Genomic DNA, 23,938 nt, shown 5'->3' with positions numbered 1-23,938 from the left:
TTTGGCTTCTTAGCGTCGAGAAGGTTGGATGAAGTTGGGAGTGAGTAGCGGAGCGTAGGGAGGCCTACGTGAGCAACGGAGCGAGCAACTGAATTCAAGATTCGAAGCCGATTTCGCTTCACCCGAGCTACTTCGCGATCAAAAGTTTTGGCTTCTTAGCGTCGAGAAGGTTGGATGAAGTTGTGAGTGAGTAGCGGAGCGTAGGGAAACCTACGTGAGCAACGGAACGAGCAACTGAATTCAAGATTCGAAGCCGATTTCGCTTCACCCGAGCTACTTCGCGATAAGAAGCCAAAGAGATGGTATAGAATGGTTTGATGTATCCTATACTGGGACCATACAGTCAATGGAGGTCAGGTCATGGACAAGCGAAAGGTGATCGAAGCGTACCGGCGGGGATTCTTGACGCCGCAGGAATGTGCGCAGGTGCTGGGCATCGAGGGTCCGCATTTGAAAAGAATGCTGGAGGATTTTCCGTTAGATCCTCGGCGCGCTGCTTCCCTGGAAAATCAACCCGCTTCGGGACTTAGATAGGCTGACAGTAGGCCCAAACGAATTGAAGATCGTTAACAGCGTCGAGGTTTCGCCATACAGGGCGGGATACGGCGCTTTTTTTGCGTTTCACCGTTGGAAGCGTTCTTGACAGCAGCAGGGGGGCTTTCTATAATAATTAATAAATTCAGGTCAGGAGAGGTTTCATCGATGAGCGATTCGGACGACCCGGAGAGTAGCAACACAGCACAAATAAAGCATAACTTATTCGTCATCGACGGAGTTCAGGCATAACCTGCGTCAATTTTTTGGCGGCGGGTTATGCCTTTTTGCGTATATCCGCGGGGCGACAACCTCAAACTAAAACGGGGAAATTTTTGGAGGTGGAATGAATTGTTGGAACTCTTGGTCATTTTGATCTTAATTTTGATTAATGCTTTTTTTGCCGCATCCGAAATCGCCTTGATCTCCCTAAACGATAACAAAATCAAAGCGATGGCGGGACAGGGCCACCGGAAAGCGAAGGTCATCGTCGGTTTGCTCGGCGAGCCCAGTAAGTTCCTGGCTACGATTCAAATCGGGATTACCTTGGCGGGCTTTTTTGCCAGTGCCTTTGCCGGGGAGAGCTTTGCCGGTGACCTGGCTGCTTATCTGATCCGCTTCGGGTTGCCGATTCCCGAAAACGTGCTGAGTACGATCTCACTGATCGTCATTACGCTACTGCTCTCCTACTTCCAGCTGGTACTTGGTGAATTGGTGCCGAAGCGGGTCGCGATGAAAAAAGCCGAAGCCATGGCGATGTTCGCGGCCACGACGCTGTCGGTGTTATCCAAAGCAACCGCGCCGTTCGTGAAGCTGCTGACAACTTCCACCAACCTGCTTGTGCGTCTATTTGGTATCGATCCGAATGCCAATGATGAAGAGGTCTCCGAGGAAGAGATCCGCATGATGCTGGATACCGGGGAGGAAATGGGGACGATTCAACCTAGCGAACGGCTGATGATCAACAATATTTTTGATTTCGATAACCTGACCGTATCGGATATCATGACGCACCGCATCGACGTCGTGGCGATTCCTGTGGATGCCGATCAACAAACCGTGGCCGAAATCGCTGACAAGGAGCAGTATACTCGGTTCCCGGTGTACGAGGAGACGGTTGATAACCTGATCGGAATTCTGCACAGCAAGGATTTAATCCGATTTTTGCGCACCGGGGAGAAGGAAAACTGGAATTTGCAGGAGCTGGTGACGCCGCCATATTTTATCCCGATATCGAAAAAAACAAATGAGTTGTTCGAGGAAATGCAGCAAAACCGCATCCATATGGCGATTGTCGTGGACGAATATGGCGGCACCGCCGGAATCGTGACGATGGAGGATTTGCTAGAGGAAATCGTCGGGAATATCTATGACGAGCACGATGAGGAAGAGCGGGAATACGAGCAGATTGGCGAGGGCAGTTATCTGTTCAGCGGCACGATTTCCCTCGATGATGCCCAGGACATCCTGGGTATCAAGTTGCCTATCGAACACTACGATACCCTGAGCGGGTTTATGATTGGGCAGCTCAAACGTATTCCGACGATCAATGAAAAGCCGGAATTCGAGTACGGCGGCTATGTGTTCGTCGTGCGCGAAGTCGGGCAGCACCGGATCCGCAAGCTGGCGGCAGTCAAGAGAAACGATGCGCCCGTTTTGGAGGGGGCGTTGCGGGAGGATTAATACGACGGTTCGCTTACGATTTTCTGAAGAAAAATCCACCACTGAGAATCAAAACCGTCGAGTGTAATTTCACGGCAGCCTTTAAGCTCGCGCAGCCACTCGCGCGTCATCGGGATCATGTGCTCGAATACATCGGGGGGATAACCCCAATCCAGATCGAGCTGGAACAGGTAGTGATTCATCGCAACGTAGCCGCCGGACCGAAGGGTTCCCAGCAATGCGCGCATCAATTCCAGGAAGGGTTCCTTGACTTGAGCGGCCAAAGTATTCCGCGACGACTCCTGCTTGACGAGTTCGATCATGCGCGGCAGAAGTTCCATCCATTCGGCGTGTACGGTATCTATGCCCGCTTTGTCGCAAAGGATGGACTGAATAACATCGTTGACGGCATGCTGGAAAGCGATGACGTCAACGGTGCCTTTGCCGGTGTAATCGGCAATACGCACGGCATCATCCTCGATGATGTTCATCTTCAAGGCTAGCGATTCGGTTTTGCGGGACAAACTGTCGTTCAGCGCTTTGTTCATGTTGGCCGTGATGTAGAGGCCTTTGGGATGCGTGCGGGCCATCGCTTGCGGAATCATGTCTGCGTCGCCCGAAGCGATCTCTAGCAGAACCAGGTCTTCGCCGGGATGGAGGAGACGAAGCAATTCCGCCCAACGCGCCCGAAAATACGCCTCGTTGACGACAGTAAACTCGGCGAGCGGCTTTTCAAGCAAATTTTTAAGCTGCCGCGCGACTTCCTTTCCGGAGAAGGATTGGAAACTCTTGAGTTCGTCCGGGTTTAAGAATGTGTGCGCGTGATCTTCCAAGAGAGGGAAGCAGGTTTCGAAGTGGTCAAGTGGCTTCATAACAAGGTCCTTTCCAACTCAGAGTGATGGATTACGCCATTAATGTAATACCGGTGTCGGGGGTGCGCTATGATTTTTTTCGGCTCCTCCGCAAAGCGGTTCGGAAACGAAGGAAATTCTCGCAAAAGCGAATCACCACGTGACAGAATGCAGCAATCAATATTATAATGAGCAAAGATATCATCGGGTTTTAGCTCTTTACAGTTTAACAGTTTAAAGGGGGAACGCAACAACATGAGTTTACGATACTTAACAGCGGGGGAGACGCATGGACCCCAGTTGACTGCGATTATTGAAGGTTTGCCAAGCCATCTGGAACTGGATTTTGAAGCGTTGAATTTTGAATTGGCCCGTCGTCAAAAAGGGTATGGCCGGGGACGGCGGATGCAAATCGAGAAGGATACGGCGCAAATCGCCGGCGGCGTCCGTCACGGGTATACGACGGGAGCGCCGGTGGCGTTGGTCGTGGAGAATAACGACTGGAAGCACTGGCAGAAAATCATGAATATTGAACCGATTGAAGGCACGGATGAAGAGAAGCGCAGAGTTCACCGTCCTCGACCGGGGCATGCCGATTTAAACGGTGGCTTGAAGTATAACCATAAAGACCTGCGCAACGTGCTTGAACGTTCGAGCGCACGCGAAACCGCGGTTCGTGTCGCCGTAGGAGCGGTGGCCAAGCAACTCCTGGAGCACTTTGGGATTCGCATCGCCGGTCAGGTCATCCGTATTGGTGAAATCGAAGCGCCGCCTCATAACTTGCCGTTAGACGAGTTGGCACGGGTAACGGAGGCTTCCTCAGTACGGGTTGCCGACGCCGAGACGGAGAAGAAGATGGAGGCTTATATCGATAAAATCAAGGAAGAAGGCGACTCCATCGGCGGGATCGTCGAATGTATCGTCGAAGGCGTGCCGGTCGGGCTGGGCAGTCATGTGCAGTATGACCGCAAGTTGGACGGACGCATCGCGCAAGCGGTGATGTCGATTAACGCGTTCAAAGGTGTGGAAATCGGCATCGGTTTCGAAGCCGGGACACTTCCGGGCTCCAAGGTTCATGACGAAATCCTGTACAGCGAGGAGCGGGGCTACTATCGGGCCACGAACCGGCTCGGAGGCTTCGAGGGCGGGATGACCAACGGCATGCCGATCGTCGTTCGCGGAGTAATGAAGCCGATTCCGACGCTGTACAAACCGCTGCAAAGCGTCGATATCGACACCCGCGAGGCGTTTGCCGCCCAAGTGGAGCGTTCGGACGCCTGTGCCGTTCCGGCGGCTAGCGTCGTGCTGGAGCATGTGGTTGCTTGGGAAGTCGCCAAAGCGTTCCTGGAGAAATTCGGCGGCGATTCGATCGGGGAGATCGAGCGTAATTACCAGGGCTACCTGGCTCAGTTGGAGGAGTATTGATGAGAACGTTGCAGGTTGACTTGGGCGAACGTTCTTATCCGATTTATATCGGCGGCGGTTTGCTGGGGAAAGCCGGGGATTTCTTCGAACAGCATCAGCTGTCGACGAAAAGCCCCATCCTGATCGTGACCGATGACCATGTCGCACCAAAGTATTTGCCGGTTGTCGAAGCCTCACTGCAGGCCAAAGGATACCAGACAGTCAGCAAAGTGGTCAAATCCGGAGAAAAGTCAAAATCGCTGGATGTTTACGAGGATGTCATGACCACGGCCATTGAAGGAGGTTTGGACCGCCGCTCAGCCGTGGTAGCGCTCGGCGGCGGCGTCGTTGGCGACTTGGCCGGCTTTGTGGCGGCGACGTATATGCGCGGCGTAACCTTCGTGCAGATGCCGACAACGATCCTGGCCCACGACAGCAGTGTCGGAGGAAAGGTCGCGGTGAATCATCGGTTGGCTAAGAACATGATCGGCGCTTTTCATCAACCTGAGATGGTGCTTTATGACGTGGACAGCCTGCAAAGCTTGCCGCCGCGCGACGTCCGCGCCGGCCTGTCCGAAATGATCAAGCACGGATTGATTTGGGATACGGCTTTTGCGGACTGGTGCCGCGAGCATACGGCCGATTTGTTAGCTCTTGATCCCGAAGCGCTAGGTTACGGCTTAACGCAAGGCTGCTCCATCAAGGCCCAAGTCGTATCTGTTGATGAACGGGAGAACGGACTCCGCGCGATCTTGAACCTCGGGCATACGTTAGGCCATGCGATCGAAGCGATCGGCGGATACGGCGAATTCTTACATGGTGAAGCGATTTCGATCGGAATGGCCGCCGCAGCGAAGCTGGCGGTGAATCGGGGCAGGGATCCGCAAATTTATACGGATACGGTGTCCATCCTGCGAGGCTTTGGTCTGCCGACGGCCATGCCGGCTCATTTAAACGAGCAGGATTTAATCGGAGCGATGATGCACGACAAGAAATTTAAGGAACAGACGATGGTATTTATTTTACCTGTGGCGATCGGGCAAGTGGAAATTGTCTCTGATGTGACTTTGGATGAAGTTCGCCAAGTGATCGCTGAATTGAAAGAGGAGGGACAATATGTATAACCGAGGCATTCGCGGAGCAACAACGGTAGCCCGCAACGAGGAACAGGAGATTCTGGACGCGACGGCGGCCTTGTTGAAAGAAATCGTAGCGCGGAACGAAATCGAACCCGAGGATATTTGCAGTGTCTGGATCACGGTGACACCAGACCTGGATGCCACCTTTCCTGCCCGTGCCATTCGGGTCTTAAGCGGCTGGGATATGGTTCCGCTGATGTGCTCGACGGAGATCCCGGTTCAAGGTGCCCTGCCGAAATGTATACGCCTATTGATTCAGGTGAACACAAGCAAAGGACAACGGGACATGAAGCATGTTTATTTGAACGAAGCTCGCAGTTTGCGGCCGGACTTAAGTGTTTCCGGATCTTGAGCAGGTTTGGGTTGCCAAACGGGTTGTCGATAAGGTATAGTTATTTTAGATTTTAGATGAGTGTAAGTTAGATGAGAGCAAGTTAGTTGAGATTTTTGAGCGTTTTGAATTGAGACATTTTAGAGCTGAGTAGAGATAAGTTGAGATGAGCTGAGTTTAGCTGAGCGAATAGCCTGTTTCCGGGCGCGATTCTTGTCCTTTCCTTTTGTGGGGAATGAGAGGGAATACGCGTGATGCGGAGCAGTGCTTTCCCATAAACCGCAAATCCCAGAACCTCTACTTCGGTAGAGGTTTTTTTATTTGGCTCTGAACCAAACCGAAAAGGAAGTGAGAGACATGGCAACCCCGCAAGTAGAACAGGTCATTGCTTTGGCGAACGAATACAATCTGATCCCGATTGCCCGTACGCTGCTCGCCGACATGGAAACCCCGATTCGAATCTTCCGCCGTATCGCCCAGCGGGAGCGGGCATTTTTGCTGGAGAGCGTAGAAGGTGGCAGTCAGTGGGCACGGTATTCTTTTATCGGCACCGATCCGTTCCTGACCATCTCGGCCAAGAAAGGCGAAATTACGGTCGGTCGTGAAGGCGGCGAAGAGCGGCTGCGCTCGTCCCGGCCCGTTGATGAGCTGAAGGCGATCCTGCGGGGCTACCGCAGTCCGAAGCTTCCGGAAATGCCGCCGTTTACAGGCGGGGCGATCGGGTTTTTCGGTTATGATCTGCTGCAATATTATGAGAAGCTCCCTGCGCATCAGGTCGATGACCTGAATCTGCAAGATATGCAGTTTATGTTCTGCGACCAAGTGATTGTGTTCGACCACGTAAAACAACGCATCTTGCTGGTGGCCAACGTGCACGTCAAGCCGGGTGACCGCGATGAGGATATTCGCCGGGCTTATGCGGAGGCGGAGACGAAGCTGGATCTGGCGGCCGATCTGCTGCAGCAGGAAGGGCCGGGCGAGAGCTTTAACCGCAGGCCGCTGCCGGCGGTGACCGACCTCGGTGACGTAAAGTCCAACCTGACGAAGGAGCAATTCATCGCAAATGTAGATAAGGCGAAGGAATATATCCGCGCGGGCGATATTTTTCAAGTGGTGCTCTCGCAGCGATTCCATATCGAAACCGAAGTCGATCCGCTTCACGTTTACCGCGTCTTGCGGACGCTGAATCCGTCGCCGTATATGTATTATCTCAAGCTGGACGAGGAAATTATCGTTGGGACGTCGCCCGAGGCGTTGGTCAAGGTAGAGAATGACCGTGTGGAGACCCGCCCGATTGCCGGAACGAGACCACGGGGGGCCACAGAAGCGGAAGACTTGGCGCTGGAAGCCGAGCTGCTGCAGGATGAGAAGGAACGGGCGGAGCACCTGATGCTGGTCGACCTCGGCCGTAACGATTTGGGCCGCGTCTCCGATTTCGGCAGTGTCACATGCGAATCCTATATGGATATCGAGCGTTACTCTCATGTCATGCACATGGTATCCAAAGTGTCCGGCAGGCTGCGGGATGACAAGGATTTTTTCGATGCCTTCCTGTCCTGCCTGCCGGCTGGGACGGTATCGGGTGCGCCGAAGCTGCGGGCTATGGAGATCATTGCCGAGCTCGAGCGTGAATCACGAGGTACGTACGCCGGAGCCATCGGCTATCTCGGGTTCTCGGGGAATATGGATTCCTGCATTACGATCCGCACGATCGTGTTCAAGCAAGGGAAGGCTTACGTGCAAGCGGGCGGGGGCATCGTGTGGGATTCGATTCCGGAGAACGAATATCAAGAGTCGGTAAATAAAGCCAAGGCGCTTTTGACGGCAATCCGCACCGCAGAGCAGATGTTTCCGCCTCCGGCACGAAACGACGATATCATTAACCAGGATTACCTATACGAATATACTCCGGGGAACTAAAGAGAGGAGCGAATCGATATGACGACAGGACAGCAAACCGTTCAAGCGGGCATCAGCCGCTTAATCGAAGGACAACATTTGGCGCGGGAAGAAGCGCGCGGCATGATGCAGGCCATCATGAACGGCGAATCAACGCCGGCCCAAATCGGCAGCCTGTTGACGGCACTGCGAATCAAAGGGGAAACGGTTGAGGAGATCACCGGTTTCGCAGAAGCGATGCGTGGTGCCTCCAGCCGGATTGATACGGAAACACAGAAGTTACTAGACACGTGTGGCACGGGCGGTTCCGGCATCCATAAAATCAATGTGTCGACGACGGCAGCCATCGTTGCGGCATCGGTATCGGTCCGCGTGGCGAAACACGGCAACCGATCGGCATCCGGCCGTTCAGGCAGCGCCGATGTGCTTGAGGCATTAGGCGTCAATATTCAACTGGACGCCGGACAGGCAAAACGCTGCCTTGACGATATCGGCATTTGTTTCATGTTCTCACAGCTGTATCATCCATCGATGAAACATGCGGCTGGACCTCGCAAGGAGTTGGGCATCCGTACGGTCTTCAACATGCTGGGTCCGTTGACGAATCCGGCAGGGGCGGATCGCCAGGTACTGGGTATCTACGATGGAGGTAAAACATCAACGATCGCCGAAGTGCTGCGTGAGTTGGGGTCCAAACGTGCGCTAGTCGTCAGCAGTCGAGAAGGGTTGGATGAGATTAGCATTTCGTCCCCAACACGGGTATCTGAACTGAAAAACGGTGAGATTAGAACCTATGATCTTCAACCGGAAGATCTAGGGCTTCGCACGTATCCTCTGGAGGCGATGATCGGCGGCGATCCGCTGACGAACGCGGAGATCGTTCGTCGTGTACTGCAAGGGGCACCGGGAGCCCACCGGGACGTAGTCTTAGCCAACGCAGGCGCTTGCGTGTATGTGGCCGGTCTGGCGGACAACATTCGTGAAGGGGTCGTCATCGCTGCGGAAGCGATTGATTCGGGGAAAGCCCTTAACAAGCTAGAGCAGCTTATTCAGACAACGGAGGAATTAAGTTATGTATCTTGATCGGATTGTGGAGACGAAAAAAACGGAGGTTGCGCGTTTGGCAGAAACCTTCTCCATCGCAGAAGCGGAACGCCACATCGCGGCGATGGCGCCGACACGCAGCTTCCACTCCGCCCTTACGGCGGGCCGGAAACGGGACATGGGATTAATCGCCGAAGTGAAAAAGGCGTCTCCTTCCAAAGGATTGATCCGTCCGGACTTCCATCCGGTTCAACTGGCCGCGGCGTATGAAGCGGCAGGAACCGACTGTATCTCCGTACTGACGGATGAAACGTATTTTCAGGGCAGCGGGGCTTACTTGAGTGCGATTCGCGAGGCGGTAAACGTGCCGCTGCTGCGCAAGGATTTCGTGATCGACGAGCGACAGATCTATGAAGCTCGGCTGCTAGGTGCCGACGCGGTGCTGCTGATCGCGGCGATTCTGAGCGATGTCCAGTTGCGTGACTACTTGGCTCTCGCCACGGTACTGGGGCTCGACGCATTGATTGAGGTCCACGACCGCGAGGAGCTGGATCGGGTCCTGGCACTGCCCACAGCGAAGCTGATCGGTATTAACAACCGGAATCTGCGGACCTTTGAGGTGTCCCTGGAGACAACGACCGCGCTGGCCGCACTGGTGCCGCCGCATGCGACACTGATCAGTGAGAGCGGGATTCAGACGCGGGAAGATGTGGAATTCTTGCAGCGAAACGGCGCAAAAGGTGTGCTGATCGGGGAAACTTTTATGCGGAGGGCTAACGTTGGGGACGCAGTACATGATTTGATGGGACCGATACTTCAAGCTGCAGAACAGAACAACAATGCGAAAGGGACGACGTAACATGGGGGAAGCCGCCGTAAAAATTTGTGGACTTCAAAGCGTTGAAGTGCTAAAATCTATGGTGAACTTACCCGTAGATTATGTCGGATTCGTGTTTGCCAGAAGCAAGCGTCAAATCAGCGGAAGCCGTGCGGCGGAGCTGCTTCCCGTGCTTCGAGAGTGGAGCGTGGAGGCGGTTCCCCAGAGCGTTGGGGTTTTCGTCAATCCGACCTTGGAGGAGCTGGACGAGGTTTTGCGGCAGGCGCCGCTGGACATCCTGCAGCTCCACGGGACGGAAAGCCCGGAGTTTTGCCGGAAGGTCAAAGATGCGTATGGCGTCAAGATTTTCAAAGCTTTTTCGGTGAAAACGGACGGAACGGTCCATGCCGGTGCAACCTTGGCGGAATATGACGGCGTGCTGGACGGGCTGCTGCTCGATACGTACGACCCGAATTACGGCGGAGGCTCCGGCATCACGTTTGATTGGGCAGCTGCTGAACCCTATCGACAATGGGCCAAGGAGCACGGAATTCCGTTCCTGGCGGCCGGCGGACTACATCCCGATAATGTTAGGGTGTTGATCGAGACCTTACAGCCGGACGGTGTTGACGTCTCAAGCGGGGTTGAAACGGACGGCGTGAAGGATATCGCGAAAATGACAGCATTCGTAGAGAGGGTGAAGGGATGATGAAGCAGGTACCGGATGAGCATGGACGTTTTGGCCCTTTTGGAGGCCGTTACGTGCCGGAAACGCTGATGAACGCATTAATCGAATTGGAAGAATCCTATTTGAAATATAAAGATGATCCCGATTTTCAAGCGGAGATTGCTTATTTGCTGAAGCAGTATTCCGGGCGGGAGACCCCGTTGTATTATGCGGAACGCCTGACGCAGCACTTGGGCGGGGCCAAAATTTACCTGAAACGCGAGGATTTGAACCATACCGGCGCTCACAAGATCAACAATGCGATCGGGCAGGGGATCCTGGCTAAGCGGATGGGGAAGCAGAAGGTCATCGCCGAGACCGGCGCGGGCCAACACGGGGTGGCAACCGCTACTGTTGCCGCTTTGTTAGGTCTAGAATGCAAAGTGTTCATGGGCGAGGAGGATACGAAGCGGCAGCAGTTGAACGTGTTTCGGATGAAACTCCTTGGTGCAGAGGTCGTTCCGGTGATGTCGGGTACTCGGACTTTGAAGGATGCCTGCAACGAGGCGCTGCGCTATTGGGTCAGCAACGTGCATGACACGTTTTATATTCTGGGGTCGGCCACCGGGCCGCATCCGTATCCGATGATGGTGCGGAATTTCCAACGCATTATCGGCGATGAAACACGGGAGCAGATTTTGCGGGCGGAAGGTCGGTTGCCGGAGATGCTCGTCGCTGCGGTTGGCGGCGGGAGTAATGCGATCGGGATGTTTTATCCGTTTGTCGAGGATCAGGAGGTTCGTCTCGTAGGTGTGGAAGCCGCCGGCAAAGGTGTCGATACTGAATTCCACGCTGCTACGATGACCAAAGGGACGAAAGGCGTCTTCCAAGGCTCGATGAGTTATTTGCTGCAGGACGCATTTGGTCAGGTGCTGCCGGCTCATTCGATTTCCGCCGGTCTGGATTACCCGGGGATTGGTCCGGAGCATTCCTATCTGAAGGATATCGAACGCGCGAAGTATTACCCGATAACCGACCGCGAAGCGCTGGATGCGCTCCAACTGCTGAGCCAGACCGAAGGGATCATCCCGGCCTTGGAATCGGCGCACGCGGTGGCGCAAGTCGTGAAGATGGCCCCGGCCATGAGTCGTGACGAGATCGTCATCATCTGCTTGTCCGGCCGCGGAGATAAAGATGTGGAGTCCATTATGGCGTATACGGAAGGCGGGGGAACGATATGAGTCAACCTACGGACCACTTGCTCGACGACACATTTGCGAAACTGAAGACGGCGGGGAAAACCGCGCTGATTCCGTTTGTGACTGTCGGAGACCCGGACCCGGAAACGACCCTCGATATTTTAGCGGTGTTGGAGGAGGCCGGTGCCGATGTGGTGGAGTTAGGTGTGCCATACTCCGACCCCTTGGCGGACGGTCCGGTCATTCAACGGGCGTCAGAGCGTGCTCTGGTCCATGGGATCACGGTCGCTTCCTGCATCGAGACAGCCGCCAAAGCCCGAGAACGGGGAATCCGTCTTCCATTCGTCTTGTTTACTTATTACAATCCCGTGTTGCAAATGGGATCGGATCGTTTCTTTGCTGCCGTGAAGGAAGCGGGGATCAGCGGTTTAATCATACCAGACCTTCCCTATGAAGAGGCGGAGGAGGTTCTGGGGTTAGCGGATGCAGCGGGCGTTAGGCTGATTCCGCTCGTAGCTCCAACGTCCAGTGGTCGGATCGCGCAGATTCTGGAACGTGCCCGCGGATTTGTTTACTGCGTTTCCTCACTGGGCGTGACCGGTGAGCGGGCTACGTTTAACGCCAGCGTTGACGAATTTATTGCATCCGTTAAAGCGCAAACGGATTTGCCTGTCGCCGTTGGCTTCGGGATATCCAGCCGGGAACAGGTTGAGCGTTTTGCGGCCATCTGTGACGGCGCGGTGGTCGGCAGCGCGATCGTGCGAAAGATCGAAGAAACCTTGCCGTTGTTGGCGCAGGCGTCCACCCGGGACCAAGGGTTGTTGCAAATTCGCGACTTTGTGGCAAAATTGAGATTATAGATTTTTTAGAGAATAGCACAACAAGTCATTTGAGGGAGGAACCTATCCATGTTGCCGAAACCCCAGATCGTCAATTTGCCGGTGTATCAACCCGGTAAACCGATTGAAGAAGTAAAGAAGGAGCTCGGGCTCAAGGAAGTCATCAAGCTGGCTTCCAATGAAAATCCATATGGCAGTTCGCCACGTGTCCGTGCCGCTATCGAGCAGGAACTGGCTAACTTAAGCTTGTACCCCGATGGCAGCGCTGCAGAGTTGACCGAAGCGTTAGCCAGCCAGCTTGGCGTTGGGAAGGAACAAATTATTTTCGGCTGCGGTTCGGATGAAATTATCGCCTTGATCGCTCGCGCGTTTTTCCTGCCTGGCGACGAGACGGTGATGGCGGATCAAACGTTCAGCGTGTATAAGAGCAATGCCGATATCGAGGGGGCCGTCAGCATCGAAGTGCCGCTGAAGGATGGTACCCACGATTTGGAGGGAATGCTCACCCGCATTGGGAATAAAACGAAGGCGGTCTGGATCTGCAATCCAAACAATCCAACCGGGACGATCGTGCCTCATTCCGAACTCGTATCTTTTCTTGACCGGGTTCCGGGACATGTGCTGGTCGTATTGGATGAAGCGTACGCCGAGTATGTTACCGATTCGGCTTACACGAACGGGATTGCCTTGCTGAACCAATATCCAAATCTGGTTGTGCTTCGTACGTTCTCCAAGATCTACGGTCTCGCCTCGCTGCGCATCGGTTACGGCGTGGGTCAGCCGAGTGTTATCAAACTGATTAACCAGGTTCGCGAGCCGTTTAATACATCTCGGATCGGTCAAGCGGCGGCCAAAGCGGCCTTGGCTGATCAAGAATTCGTGGCCGATTGCCGCACCAAGAACCGTGAAGGCATTGCTTATCTGTATGGCGAGTTCGAACGGCTGGGTCTTACGTATTTTCCGGCACACGGCAATTTCATTATGGTTGATGTTCAGCGTCCGGCCGGTGAAATGTTTGGGTCGCTGCTGCAGTTAGGCATTATCGTGCGGGCGGGCTTTTCGAAATATCCAAATTTCGTGCGGGTCACCGTAGGATCAGCGGAACAAAACGCCAAATTCGTGACCGCCTTGGAGCAGGTGCTTGGTAAATCGGCAACCCGGGTTTAATCTCCTAATTTATTCGCAGAAAATGAGTGAGAAACGATGACAACGAAAATTGCCATTTTTGGCGTTGGTTTGATCGGAGGTTCGCTGGCGTTGTGCCTGAAAGGCAAGCCGGGAATCACGGTCGTCGGCCATGCCCACCGTCCGGAATCCCTGAAACGCATCGAGGAGCGCGGCGTCGTTGACGCCGCGACTCTGTCCATGGAAGAGGCGGCGGCGGATGCCGACTTTATTTTTTTGTGCGTGCCGGTAGGGCTCCTGGAGGATTACCTACAGAAGTTGACTGAACTTCCGCTGAAGCCTGGCTGCATTGTGACGGACGTCGGAAGCACGAAGGCGGCCGTCGCCGCTTGCGCGGCGAGAATTTCTCGCCCGGGCGTGCATTTTATCGGCGGCCATCCGATGGCCGGCTCGGAGCGTTCTGGCGTTGAGGCCGCTTCATCGTTCTTATTTGAGAACGCCTATTACGTGTTGACGCCGTCTCCTGACGTACCGGAAGAGGCTTACCAGCGCTTAGAACAGTTGCTGTCACACACTAAAGCGCAAATCGTCCGCGTCGACCCGGTCATGCATGACGAAATCGTTGGAGCGATCAGTCATCTGCCGCATATCATTGCGGTTGCACTGGTAAACCAGGTACGCGATTACAACGACGGCAACGGGCTGTACCGCATGCTGGCGGCCGGCGGTTTCCGCGACATCACGCGGATCGCTTCGAGCGACCCGGTGGTTTGGCGGGACATTCTGCTCAGCAACCGTGAAGTGTTGCTTGGCTTGTTGAAGGATTGGAACGACGAGATCGAAGGTTTCATCTCCTTGCTCGAGGAACAGAACGGAGAAGGGATCGAAGCCGCGTTCCAAAAAGCAAACCGGTTCCGCAGCGAGTTGCCGGAGCGGCGCAAAGGGGCGATCACCTCTTTGTTCGACATCTACATCGACGTGCCCGACACGCCGGGGATCATCGGGCAAATCGCGACTGAGCTGGGCCTTCGGCACATCAACCTGAGCAACATGCAGATTATCGAAAGTCGCGAGGACGTTCCGGGTGTGCTGCGCTTATCTTTCCGTCAGGAAGGGGAGATGGAGAGGGCGAAGGCGCATCTCCAATCCCTAGGCCACACCGTCTACCTTTAAGAGGTTGTTTTGAATTCGGCTTTTGATCACGAAGGGGAATCGAAGGGGAGGCTCGGCGTCGAATCTTGAATTCAGCCGGGCCTGATGTGTGATTTCAGCTAACGGAACTCAGAGACGCTATTTGTCCGCTTTTGGTTCAATTTTGTTGCTAACGGACCCAGAAGACCTTATTTTGGACAAAAGCGTCTCTTTAGGTACCATTCAAGCTCAATAAGGTCACTAGAGTCCGTTAGAACGGGAAATGACTGGGAAATGGGCAAAGAAGGGCCATGGGTTCCGTTACACACTCTTAGCGAACGCGAACTTCCTGCCCCTATGCTTCTATTTCCGCTTACAAACCGAGGGACGCTGGGATGTTTTCGATGTCAAACTAAGAGTTAAATGGGATACGGCAACCCCTTGTGGATTGCGAAATGAAAGCGCTCAAAAAAAAGTGTTGACAGAATGAAAACGTATACATATAATAAAAGTACAGTATGGTTTCTCTCCACTCCTATCCAATAACTTCTTGCTCGTGAGTGAGCAAGGACCGCTTCGAAGGAAGCGGTCTTTTTTTTGTCTTTTTACACAGCAGGCGAGAAATCTATACGATAAATTGTATAGATATCGTCCATTTTCCTGAATTCAGCCGATTATATATGAATTATCATGCTTATTTTGGCCGCGGGAGTGCGGTAGACATGTTTCTGTATGAATTTTCGAATAGATCTCGTACATTTGGGTGTTCATGACAAGTTATATATGAAAAATCGAATACAATGGGACAACACTTGAACGTTGATTACAGATACGACACCCACAGGGGGCATCGGCACAAGTGGCACAAGACATCCGTTGGCCCTGATTAACGAACATGCCTTATGAAAAAGCGCTACTTCGCCAAGCACGCCTGTTGCTTGCGGTAAGTGAGCGGGCTGATGCCGTATTTCTTCTTGAACGCCTTGCTGAAGTAGTAGATGTCAGGAAAACCGGCTTGTTCGGCGACTTCCTTAATGAGCAAGGAAGGCTGCAACAGCAACTCGCAGGCTTTGGCCAGACGGATTCGGTTCATTTCCTCGATCAGAGTCCGGCCGGTTTTTTGTTTGTACAAGCGGGATAGATGGCCGTAGCTCATATGCAGCGAGGCTGCCAACGCTTCAACATTCAGCCGGTCCCCGCGAAAATCCTCCAAATAAACCTCCACTTTGCGGAGCAACGCGTCACGGGCTTGCACTGGCTCTGTTGCCACTGACGCATGGCGTACGGTCACTCCGGACAAAACCTCCAGCAATTGCACCAACAGCAGCCGCAGATAAAAAGGGGACCGCCCGCTCTCCGCTTCGGCAAAGAACTGGAGCAACAGCGACCGGATGCCGTCATTATCGTGGTAAGCGCCGGGGGGCCAATCCTTCAGACGACCAAGCCGTCCAAGAAAGCTATCGTCAGCGGTATCTACTTCGCCTGGTGAAGGCCGAAACCGCCATCGCAGGCAGATGCCTTCATGCGGATCTTCGCGAGAATAGTCGTGAGCATGGGTCATCCCCGGCGGGATCAGAAAAAATTCGCCCGCGTGAACCATCACGTCCTGATCAATGAAGCGAGTTTGCATCCGACCGGACAGGACGTAGTTGAATTCGTACCACGTATGCGCGTGGGGAGGGCATTTTCCAGAACCGCCGGTTTGTTCTATCACGATATCGACCCAATCGACCACGGCATCCCCCACCGCGATTTCACCACAGATTCCGTTCAGTACAGAAGCCAGTTCGTTCCGCCATTTTTTCAAATCCATAGGCAGGCGCTCCTTTGTTCAAATTATCTTCATCATATCATAATAGGACAAAAATTGATGAGGATAAGTAATTTACTTCGCAGGGACAGAACCGGAAAATGAGGGGGTAGGCACACTCATATTCAGGGAGGTACCCGATACGATGTTTTGGACGGAAGAGAAATTGAATGCACGGATACGCGAGCTGGAAGCATACCGATACCGCGATGCCCAGCCGATCGAGGCGTTTCAAGCGCAAGTGGACGAGGAAGGGCACATCGGCGCCAGACCGCCTAAGGAGGGGCCATGGTCCAAGATGCAGGCGGGAGAACGCTGGGAAGGCCGAGATCTTTACCTATGGCTGGAGACGAACATTGAAATCCCGGCCGCATGGAGAGGACGCCAGATCGTCGGCGTATTCGACTTCGGCAAAACGGGCGGAGGGAACAACTCCGGGTTCGAATCGCTCCTGTATGTCAACGGCGAACCGTTCCAAGGCGTGGATATGAATCACCAAGAGGTGTTTTTCCCGGAAGAAGCCTCCGGTACCAAGGTCAAGTTGCAGTTTCGTTTATGGTCCGGGCTTGAGGGCGGCGGGAAGCCGCAGGTGCAGGAACACCGGATCAAGCGGGCGGAAATCGCTTGGTTGGACGGGACCGTAGATCGCTTGTATTATACGTCCCGTGCGGTCATGCAGACAGTGGAGGTGCTGCCGGCGAATGCGCCGGAGCGGACCGACCTATTGACGGCACTGGATCGTGCTTTTCTGAGGATCGATTGGTCTTATCCAGGATCGGAAGGATTTTATGCTTCGCTGACGGAAGCCGAGGAGCAATTGACCCAAGCGGTGGCGGGAATGAAGAAGACGTCGCCGGTCACGGTCCAATGCATCGGACACACGCATATCGACGTCGCCTGGTTGTGGCGGCTTAAGCATACGCGGGAAAAAGCAGCCCGCAGCTTCAGCACCGTGCTGCGCTTAATGGAGATGTTCCCGGAGTACGTGTTCCTGCAGACGCAGCCGCAACTGTACGAATATATCAAGCAGGATTATCCGGAGCTTTATGAACAGATCAAGGAACGCGTCAAGGAAGGGCGCTGGGAAGCAGCCGGCGGCATGTGGCTGGAGGCAGACTGCAATTTGACGAGCGGGGAATCGCTGGTGCGGCAGTTGCTGTACGGGACGCGCTTTTTACGTGAGGAGTTTGGCCAGGAATGTACCTACTTATGGCTCCCGGACGTGTTCGGATACAGCTGGGCCCTGCCGCAGATTTTGCGCAAGTCGGGCATCGATACGTTTATGACAACGAAAATCAGCTGGAACCAGTACAACCGCATGCCGCATGATACGTTTCACTGGCGCGGTATCGACGGCAGCGAGGTGCTGACGCACTTCATCACTACGCCGCAGGACGGCAGTTTCTGGTGGTATACCTATAACGGGAATATTGAGGCGTCCAGCGTGCAAGGCATTTGGGAGACGTATCGCGACAAAGAGGTTAACAAAGAGCTTCTGCTTTCTTACGGTTATGGGGATGGAGGCGGCGGTGTCAATCGCGAGCATCTGGAGTTGCGGCGGCGGCTCGACGAAATGCCGGGCCTTCCGAGGGTAACGACCGGCCGGGCGGACGAATTTTTCGCCAAGCTGCAAGAGACCGTTGGGGCGGCGGATCGCTATGTTCATACCTGGGACGGTGAGCTGTACCTGGAATACCATAGAGGAACCTACACCAGCCAAGCGTACAACAAAAAGATGAACCGCAAACTGGAGTTGTTGTCCCGGGACACCGAATGGTTGCTCAGCCTGCAGGCGCTGCTCGCGGAAGGAGACTGGGAGGCTTATCCGAAAGCGAAGTTGGACGAAAGCTGGAAAACGATCCTGCGCAACCAATTCCACGACATCATTCCAGGCTCGTCCATTCCAGAGGTGTACCGCGATTCCAAGCTGGAGTACGCGCAGGCCGAATCGCTGTTGGAATCCTGCCGCGAGCAAGCCATTCAAGCCTTGACGAACGACGCGGGGGATTCGTACACCGTATGGAATCCGTCCTCCTGGCCTTTTACCGGCTTGGTTGCTTTGGAGGGGCAAGCTGAAGGAGCAAAGTGGGTTCAAGCAGGCGGGATAGAGCTGAAATCCGAATTCGACGGAAAGACGGTGTGGGTGCAAGTAGAGAACGTGCCGCCGCTTGGCTTTGTGACGATTGAACGCAGCAAGGACGAACAGGTTGATCTCACACCAGATGAACCTTTTAAAACACGGCCAAACGGAATCGAAACCCCGATTTATAACATCGAGTGGAATGATGGCGGGCAGCTAATCTCGATCTTTGATCGGGAAGCCGGCCGCGAAGTGCTGGCGCCGGGCGAACGGGGGAACGTACTTCAGGTGTTTGAAGATAAGCCGAAAATGTTTGAGGCTTGGGACATCGATGTGTTCTACCAGGAGAAACAACGCGAGGTCGAGCAGCTACAGGACTGTAAAGTCGTGACGGGTTCGCTGCGCGCCGTCGTTAGCTTTACTTGGACTTATATGAACTCGACGATCCGCCAAGAGATGATTCTGTATGGCAACAACCGGCGGATTGACTTCCAGACTCAAGTTGATTGGCAGGAGCGTCAGCAACTGCTGAAGGTCGCTTTTCCGGTTGACGTACGGGCTACGGAAGCTACTTACGATATCCAATTCGGAAACGTCAAGCGACCGACGCACTGGAACACCTCATGGGACCTTGCTCGATTTGAAACGGTCGGTCATCAATGGGTCGATTTGTCAGAGCACGGGTACGGGGTCAGCCTGCTGAATGATTGCAAATACGGCCACGACATTAAGGACCATGTGATCCGGCTGTCGCTGCTGAAATCGGCAACTTATCCGGATCCGCAAGCGGATCGCGGCGAGCATGAGTTTACGTACGCTCTGTATCCTCACGAGGGGCATTGGTCCGAAGGTGGTACCGTACAGGCAGCAACGCTGCTAAATCAGCCGGTTTACGCCACGATGGGCCAGGCGCGCTCGTCTTCATTCTCACTGCTCCAAACGAGCGGAAGTGCGGACGTCGTCATTGATGCCGTGAAAAAAGCGGAAGACGGCGACGGCTTGATCGTTCGTTTGCATGAATACAAGGGAGGCCGAGGCCGCGTTCGCTTCCATTTCGGGATGCCGGTGATTTCCTGGCAAGAAACCGACATGATGGAACGGTCTTTAGGAGAATCCTCCTCAGCTGCGGAGCTTGAGTTGTCGATGTCACCGTATGAAATCAAAACGATTCGTTTGCAGTTGAAATAACGAGAGAACGCTGTGGGTCGCCTTCGACAGTTAATCGGAAGTCGGGGCGCCCGTCAGCGTTTCGATATCGTTGGAACCGTAGAAGAACAGAACGACCAGAATGATGATTACGATGAGTTCCGAGAAGCCTTCGCCGTCAAATTCACTCATTGTAGTAAACCCCCGCATCTAGGTTATGATGTAAAGCGAGCGATCCTCCCGCCCGAATCTTTCAAAGGAAGAGCGGGTTCAGGAGGAATTGTCCGCTTTTTTCTTCATGGCATTGATGATGTCATTGATGGTCATATCTCCATTCTCGTTGAGAAAGTTCAGCAACTTGTCGGCGTTTGCATCGCTGCTGATCGTTTTGTATTCGCCAACAAGGGAGACATACATGGTTGCGTTACGGTATAACTGGACGGAATCCACGCGAAGTTTACCGGAAAGAAGCAGCGCAGCTACGGTATATTCCGGGGTTTTTGGCCGGAAACCGCCCTTTTTGCCATTTTTCTTGTTGGAGGACGAGGATTTGCTTTTTCCGGCTGAATTCATGGCCTAACCTTCCTTAGCTGGATGGGATCCGGTTACTTATCCTGAGGAACCGGTTTACAAGACAGTTCCCTGATAGTTATGCTATGCAGCATTCCGGGGATGGTGTAGACGAGAGAAACAAGTGATCCAACGATCTTTCGCTGGACGGGATTGACAATCCAGGCAGGGATCGGTAGAGTAATAGGTGAATTGCATAGGAAATCCACTAGGGGCGCCGTAAACGGCTGAGACAAGAGACCATCTTGGACCCTTTGAACCTGATCTAGTTCATACTAGCGTAGGAAAGTGGAGTCGGCCCCCATTTGAATAGTGCTCAGGTTGTCGTATATCAGCCTAGGACTTGATCGAGCCGCTCCCTCTACGGAGCGGCTTTTTTGCGCGCTCTGTTAACAGGTCGTTTGTCGTCGTCTTCTCAGGGGATTTCCTAGTTCAATATATTGGGAGGTGGAGACGATGGGGTTTACGCAGGAGCTACGACGTCAGGCGGACGGGATCTATCAAGCCATATTCGATCATCCGTTCGTCAGAGGCATCGCAAGGGGACAACTGGAGAAAGAGCAGCTCATTCATTACGTTAAGCAGGATTACGAATATTTAAACGCCTATATGCGGATTTACGGTATCGCGATTTCCAAAAGCCGGACCCGAGAGGAGATCGCGATGTTCAACGAACAGATCGCGTATATTTTAAACCGTGAAGTTCAACCCCATCAGATTTTTTGCCGGGCCGCCGGAGTGAATTTTGAAGAGTTGCAGGGGTACCCGCTTGCACCTTCGGCGCATCATTATATCCGTCATATGCTGACGGTGGCCCACGAAGGGAGTTTGGGCGAGATCTATGCCGTTTTATTGCCCTGCCCTTGGACCTATCTGGTGATCGGCCAAAAGCTGCTGGCAGAAGTGCAGCCGACACCGGACCATCCGTTTTATGAGTGGATTGATTTTTACGGGCGTCTTTCGGGGGATGTGACGGAGAAGTTTATCCATGCGTTAGACCGATGGGCGGATACAGCCAGGGAGGAAGAGCGGCAAAGGATGGCCGATCATTTTCTGCAAAGCTGCCAATTGGAATATCTCTTTTGGGATATGGCTTACCGGCAGGAAGACTGGCCGGTTGCGATGCCGATGATCTCGCATTCATCCAAATGATCGAAAGAGAGGTTGAAAACATGAGCTTAATGGAAAAAGATCTGTCCGATGTGCTGGAAAAGGTGCAAAAAACGAAACCCCTCGTGCATAACATGACCAATGTTGTCGTCACGAATTTTACCGCAAACGGCTTGTACGCCCTTGGCGCTTCGCCGGTCATGGCCTATGCTCCCGAGGAGGTGGCTGATATGGCCAAGATCGCCGGGGCCCTCGTCTTGAACATCGGCACGTTGTCGACGCAGCAGGTCGAAGCGATGATCCTCGCCGGCCGGTCGGCGAACGCTCATGGCGTGCCGGTGTTGCTTGACCCGGTCGGTGCGGGGGCGACCGCCTTTCGCACTGAATCGGCTCTGCGTATCCTGCGCGAGGTAAAGGTGTCGCTCCTGCGCGGCAATGCGGCGGAGATCGCCCATCTCGTCGGGGAAACCCGCGAGATCAAGGGGGTTGATGCCGGCGACACCGCGGGGGACGAGGCGGCCGAACTCGCGGTACGGGCCGCGCGGGCGCTGAACACGGTCGTGGCGATTACCGGCCGTGAAGACGTCATCACCGACGGGCTGCAGTGCCGGTTTGTCAGCGGCGGAGACGCGCTGCTGACCCAGGTGACCGGCACGGGCTGCTTGCTCACGTCGGTGCTGGGAGCCTTCGCCGCGGTGGAGCGCGATCTGCTGCTGGCCGGTACCGCCGGGCTAGCGTTCTATGGCGCCGCCGCGTCCCGCGCCGCCGAGCGGACGGCCGCCGCCGGACCGGGCAGCTTCCAGATCGCGTTCCTCGACGAGCTGGCGAAGCTTCATCCGCATTCGCTCAAGGGCCACGCGGCAGTGCGTGAAATGCAGGCGACAGGCGCCGGCGGATGGTGGGTCGGATGAGCCGGATCTCCAAGGCGCTGACGGTTGCCGGGTCGGACAGCGGCGGCGGGGCCGGCATCCAGGCCGACCTCAAAACGTTCCAGGAGCTGGACGTTTACGGCATGTCGGCGATCACTGCCGTGACGGTTCAGAACACGCTGGGCGTGACGAACGTCTACCCGCTGCCCCCGGAAGCGGCGGCGGAGCAAATCGAAGCGGTTGGTTCCGACCTCGGGGTAGATGCGCTGAAGACCGGCATGCTGTTCAGCGCGGAAATCATTGAGGCGGTTGCCGCCCAGATTCGAGCCTTTGGCTGGATTCAAGTGGTGGTCGACCCGGTAATGGTTGCCAAGGGCGGCGCTTCTCTGCTCCAGCCGGAAGCGGTGCGAGCGCTGCGCGAGCAATTGCTGCCGCTGGCTTTCATCGTTACGCCTAACCTCCCGGAGGCGGAGGTGTTGTCCGGCCTGTCGATCCGCACCATGGAGGATCGTCGCGAAGCGGCCAAACGTATCTGCGCGTACGGGTCGCGGCAGATCGTACTCAAGGGCGGCCACGACACCGAGAACGGCGATCGGGTTGTTGATTTGTACTATGACGGGTCGACCTTCACGGAGTTGGTCGGACGGCGAATTCCCACGCCACATACACATGGCACGGGATGCACCTTCTCGGCTGCGCTGACAGCGGGGTTAGCCAAAGGCTTACCGGCTCTAGACGCGGTACGGACCGCCCGGGCCTTTATTCAAGCGGCGATCGAGCACGGGCTTGAGCTGGGGCAGGGGCATGGGCCGACGAACCATTTTGCTTACCGTCGCTTACAAGGAGTATCCCGATGAACGACGGTGGCGGAAGCGGTCGCATCGAGGCAGCCCGCATGCGCCAACTGCTGCGGACTTATCTGGTCATCGGCAGCACGAACTGCCGTATAGAGCCGCTGCGGGTGCTGGAAGAGGCGCTTGCCGGCGGCGTCACGCTCGTGCAATTCCGCGAGAAAGGGCCGGGCGCGCTCACCGGGGCTCCGCTGCGGGAACTCGCCATCCAGCTGCAAGGCGCATGCCGCCAGCGTGGTGTGCCGTTCCTCGTCAATGACGACGTGGAACTGGCCCTTACGATCGGAGCCGACGGCGTTCACGTCGGCCAGGAGGACGAGGCGGCCGTGCGGGTCCGCGCCCGGATCGGCGACCGCATCCTCGGCGTCTCCGCGCACACGCTCGCCGAAGCGGAGGCCGCCGTTCGGCACGGTGCCGATTACCTTGGCATCGGGCCGATCTATCCCACGGCCTCGAAAGCGGACGCCAAAGCACCGCAAGGGCCGGGAATTCTCCGCGAGCTACGCGCTTGCGGGATCGCCTTGCCCCTGGTCGGCATCGGCGGCATTACGATCGAGTCAGCCGGCGAAATCATTCGCGCTGGGGCGGACGGCATTGCTGTGATTTCCGCCATCACGCAGGCAGACGACGTTCGAGAGGCGGCCACGCGTTTCGTTGCGGGGTCAATTGCTGAATCATCCTGAGGCCACTAGCATATTGTATTGAACAGACCTTTGCTGAAATGGGCAAAGGTCTGCCAATTTATGGGGCTTATGGCAACGAGAAATCGCGTTTCGTCGTCGATTGACATGAATAATGCAGGAATGGATGTTTTTTTAAATCCAACTCCTGTGGTATAATATCCTCAAAGTTTGGCTACG

21 protein-coding genes and 1 riboswitch are annotated in these 23,938 nt (G+C 54.8%); of the genes, 18 read left to right on the top strand and 3 right to left on the bottom strand.

What is annotated here, in order from left to right; all coding sequences use genetic code 11:
- Positions 1 to 360 precede the first annotated feature (360 nt).
- Both MKZ15_RS13915 and MKZ15_RS13910 read left to right on the top strand, forming a co-directional pair.
- Positions 361 to 534 carry a hypothetical protein gene (locus tag MKZ15_RS13915; RefSeq protein WP_167521176.1) on the top strand — a complete coding sequence of 58 codons (174 nt, stop codon included), beginning with the start codon at positions 361 to 363 and terminating at the stop codon, positions 532 to 534.
- Between the two features lie 351 nt (positions 535 to 885).
- Positions 886 to 2,217 (top strand): hemolysin family protein, encoded by a 1,332-nt coding sequence (locus tag MKZ15_RS13910; protein ID WP_155605359.1) that lies wholly within the window; start codon positions 886 to 888, stop codon positions 2,215 to 2,217.
- Here MKZ15_RS13910 and MKZ15_RS13905 read toward each other — a convergent pair.
- A complete protein-coding gene (locus MKZ15_RS13905) occupies positions 2,214 to 3,068 on the bottom strand; it encodes a hypothetical protein (protein WP_339816581.1) in 855 nt (284 codons plus the stop codon). The two genes, MKZ15_RS13910 and MKZ15_RS13905, sit on opposite strands and share 4 nt — an antisense overlap.
- Positions 3,069 to 3,302: 234 nt before the next feature.
- On the opposite strand from MKZ15_RS13905, the gene aroC reads away from it, so the two are divergent.
- The 11 genes from aroC to MKZ15_RS13850 all read left to right on the top strand — a co-directional run bounded on the left by aroC (position 3,303) and on the right by MKZ15_RS13850 (position 14,684).
- A complete protein-coding gene (gene aroC / locus MKZ15_RS13900; protein WP_155605357.1) occupies positions 3,303 to 4,472 on the top strand; it encodes a chorismate synthase in 1,170 nt (389 codons plus the stop codon).
- On the top strand, positions 4,472 to 5,575 hold the full coding sequence (gene aroB, locus MKZ15_RS13895) for a 3-dehydroquinate synthase (RefSeq protein WP_339816580.1): 1,104 nt from the start codon (positions 4,472 to 4,474) through the stop codon (positions 5,573 to 5,575). Before aroC ends, aroB begins: the two co-directional genes overlap by 1 nt.
- Positions 5,568 to 5,942 (top strand): chorismate mutase, encoded by a 375-nt coding sequence (aroH, locus tag MKZ15_RS13890; protein ID WP_155605355.1) that lies wholly within the window; start codon positions 5,568 to 5,570, stop codon positions 5,940 to 5,942. Before aroB ends, aroH begins: the two co-directional genes overlap by 8 nt.
- A 336-nt stretch (positions 5,943 to 6,278) precedes the next feature.
- On the top strand, positions 6,279 to 7,841 hold the full coding sequence (gene trpE / locus MKZ15_RS13885; RefSeq protein ID WP_339816579.1) for an anthranilate synthase component I: 1,563 nt from the start codon (positions 6,279 to 6,281) through the stop codon (positions 7,839 to 7,841).
- Between the two features lie 18 nt (positions 7,842 to 7,859).
- Entirely contained in the window at positions 7,860 to 8,903 is a 1,044-nt protein-coding gene (gene trpD / locus MKZ15_RS13880) for an anthranilate phosphoribosyltransferase (RefSeq protein ID WP_339816578.1), read from the top strand.
- Positions 8,893 to 9,723 (top strand): indole-3-glycerol phosphate synthase TrpC, encoded by an 831-nt coding sequence (gene trpC / locus MKZ15_RS13875; protein ID WP_339816576.1) that lies wholly within the window; start codon positions 8,893 to 8,895, stop codon positions 9,721 to 9,723. The genes trpD and trpC overlap by 11 nt, the downstream gene beginning before the upstream one ends.
- Position 9,724: 1 nt before the next feature.
- Entirely contained in the window at positions 9,725 to 10,390 is a 666-nt protein-coding gene (locus MKZ15_RS13870) for a phosphoribosylanthranilate isomerase (RefSeq protein ID WP_155605351.1), read from the top strand.
- On the top strand, positions 10,390 to 11,589 hold the full coding sequence (gene trpB, locus MKZ15_RS13865; protein WP_339822425.1) for a tryptophan synthase subunit beta: 1,200 nt from the start codon (positions 10,390 to 10,392) through the stop codon (positions 11,587 to 11,589). The genes MKZ15_RS13870 and trpB overlap by 1 nt, the downstream gene beginning before the upstream one ends.
- Positions 11,586 to 12,407 (top strand): tryptophan synthase subunit alpha, encoded by an 822-nt coding sequence (trpA, locus tag MKZ15_RS13860; RefSeq protein WP_339816575.1) that lies wholly within the window; start codon positions 11,586 to 11,588, stop codon positions 12,405 to 12,407. The genes trpB and trpA overlap by 4 nt, the downstream gene beginning before the upstream one ends.
- Before the next feature lie 48 nt (positions 12,408 to 12,455).
- The gene (hisC, locus tag MKZ15_RS13855) at positions 12,456 to 13,553 is read left to right on the top strand and encodes a histidinol-phosphate transaminase (protein WP_213622833.1); all 1,098 of its coding nucleotides are present in this window, start codon (positions 12,456 to 12,458) and stop codon (positions 13,551 to 13,553) included.
- A 36-nt stretch (positions 13,554 to 13,589) separates the two neighbouring features.
- Entirely contained in the window at positions 13,590 to 14,684 is a 1,095-nt protein-coding gene (locus tag MKZ15_RS13850) for a prephenate dehydrogenase (protein ID WP_339816573.1), read from the top strand.
- An 871-nt stretch (positions 14,685 to 15,555) separates the two neighbouring features.
- Here the strand turns inward: MKZ15_RS13850 and MKZ15_RS13845 are convergent.
- Positions 15,556 to 16,455, bottom strand: a complete 900-nt coding sequence (locus MKZ15_RS13845) for an AraC family transcriptional regulator (protein ID WP_339816571.1) — start codon at positions 16,453 to 16,455, stop codon at positions 15,556 to 15,558.
- 142 nt (positions 16,456 to 16,597) lie between these two features.
- On the opposite strand from MKZ15_RS13845, the gene MKZ15_RS13840 reads away from it, so the two are divergent.
- Positions 16,598 to 19,720: an alpha-mannosidase gene (locus MKZ15_RS13840; RefSeq protein ID WP_339816570.1), complete on the top strand. Its 3,123-nt coding sequence runs from the start codon at positions 16,598 to 16,600 to the stop codon at positions 19,718 to 19,720.
- Between the two features lie 228 nt (positions 19,721 to 19,948).
- On the opposite strand, the gene MKZ15_RS13835 is transcribed toward MKZ15_RS13840, so the two are convergent.
- Positions 19,949 to 20,251, bottom strand: a complete 303-nt coding sequence (locus MKZ15_RS13835; protein ID WP_155605345.1) for a hypothetical protein — start codon at positions 20,249 to 20,251, stop codon at positions 19,949 to 19,951.
- A 197-nt stretch (positions 20,252 to 20,448) separates the two neighbouring features.
- Positions 20,449 to 20,552: riboswitch (TPP riboswitch) on the top strand.
- A gap of 152 nt (positions 20,553 to 20,704) precedes the next feature.
- Here MKZ15_RS13835 and tenA point away from each other — a divergent pair.
- Genes tenA through thiE form a run of 4 tightly spaced genes read left to right on the top strand, consistent with a single transcriptional unit; the run spans position 20,705 to position 23,761 of the window.
- Positions 20,705 to 21,400 (top strand): thiaminase II, encoded by a 696-nt coding sequence (gene tenA, locus MKZ15_RS13830; RefSeq protein WP_339816569.1) that lies wholly within the window; start codon positions 20,705 to 20,707, stop codon positions 21,398 to 21,400.
- A gap of 20 nt (positions 21,401 to 21,420) precedes the next feature.
- Entirely contained in the window at positions 21,421 to 22,269 is an 849-nt protein-coding gene (thiM, locus tag MKZ15_RS13825) for a hydroxyethylthiazole kinase (protein ID WP_155605343.1), read from the top strand.
- Complete coding sequence (thiD, locus tag MKZ15_RS13820; protein WP_339816568.1) at positions 22,266 to 23,084, top strand: bifunctional hydroxymethylpyrimidine kinase/phosphomethylpyrimidine kinase; 819 nt, start codon at positions 22,266 to 22,268, stop codon at positions 23,082 to 23,084. Before thiM ends, thiD begins: the two co-directional genes overlap by 4 nt.
- Positions 23,081 to 23,761: a thiamine phosphate synthase gene (thiE, locus tag MKZ15_RS13815; protein WP_339816567.1), complete on the top strand. Its 681-nt coding sequence runs from the start codon at positions 23,081 to 23,083 to the stop codon at positions 23,759 to 23,761. Before thiD ends, thiE begins: the two co-directional genes overlap by 4 nt.
- Positions 23,762 to 23,938 lie beyond the last annotated feature (177 nt).

The organism is Paenibacillus sp. FSL R7-0216, from assembly GCF_037969915.1.
In the GTDB taxonomy this organism is placed as follows: Bacteria; Bacillota; Bacilli; order Paenibacillales; family Paenibacillaceae; genus Fontibacillus; species Fontibacillus rhizolycopersici.
The sequence above is the reverse complement of the archived record's forward strand: the minus strand, read 5'-3'. Positions and strand labels throughout refer to the sequence as shown.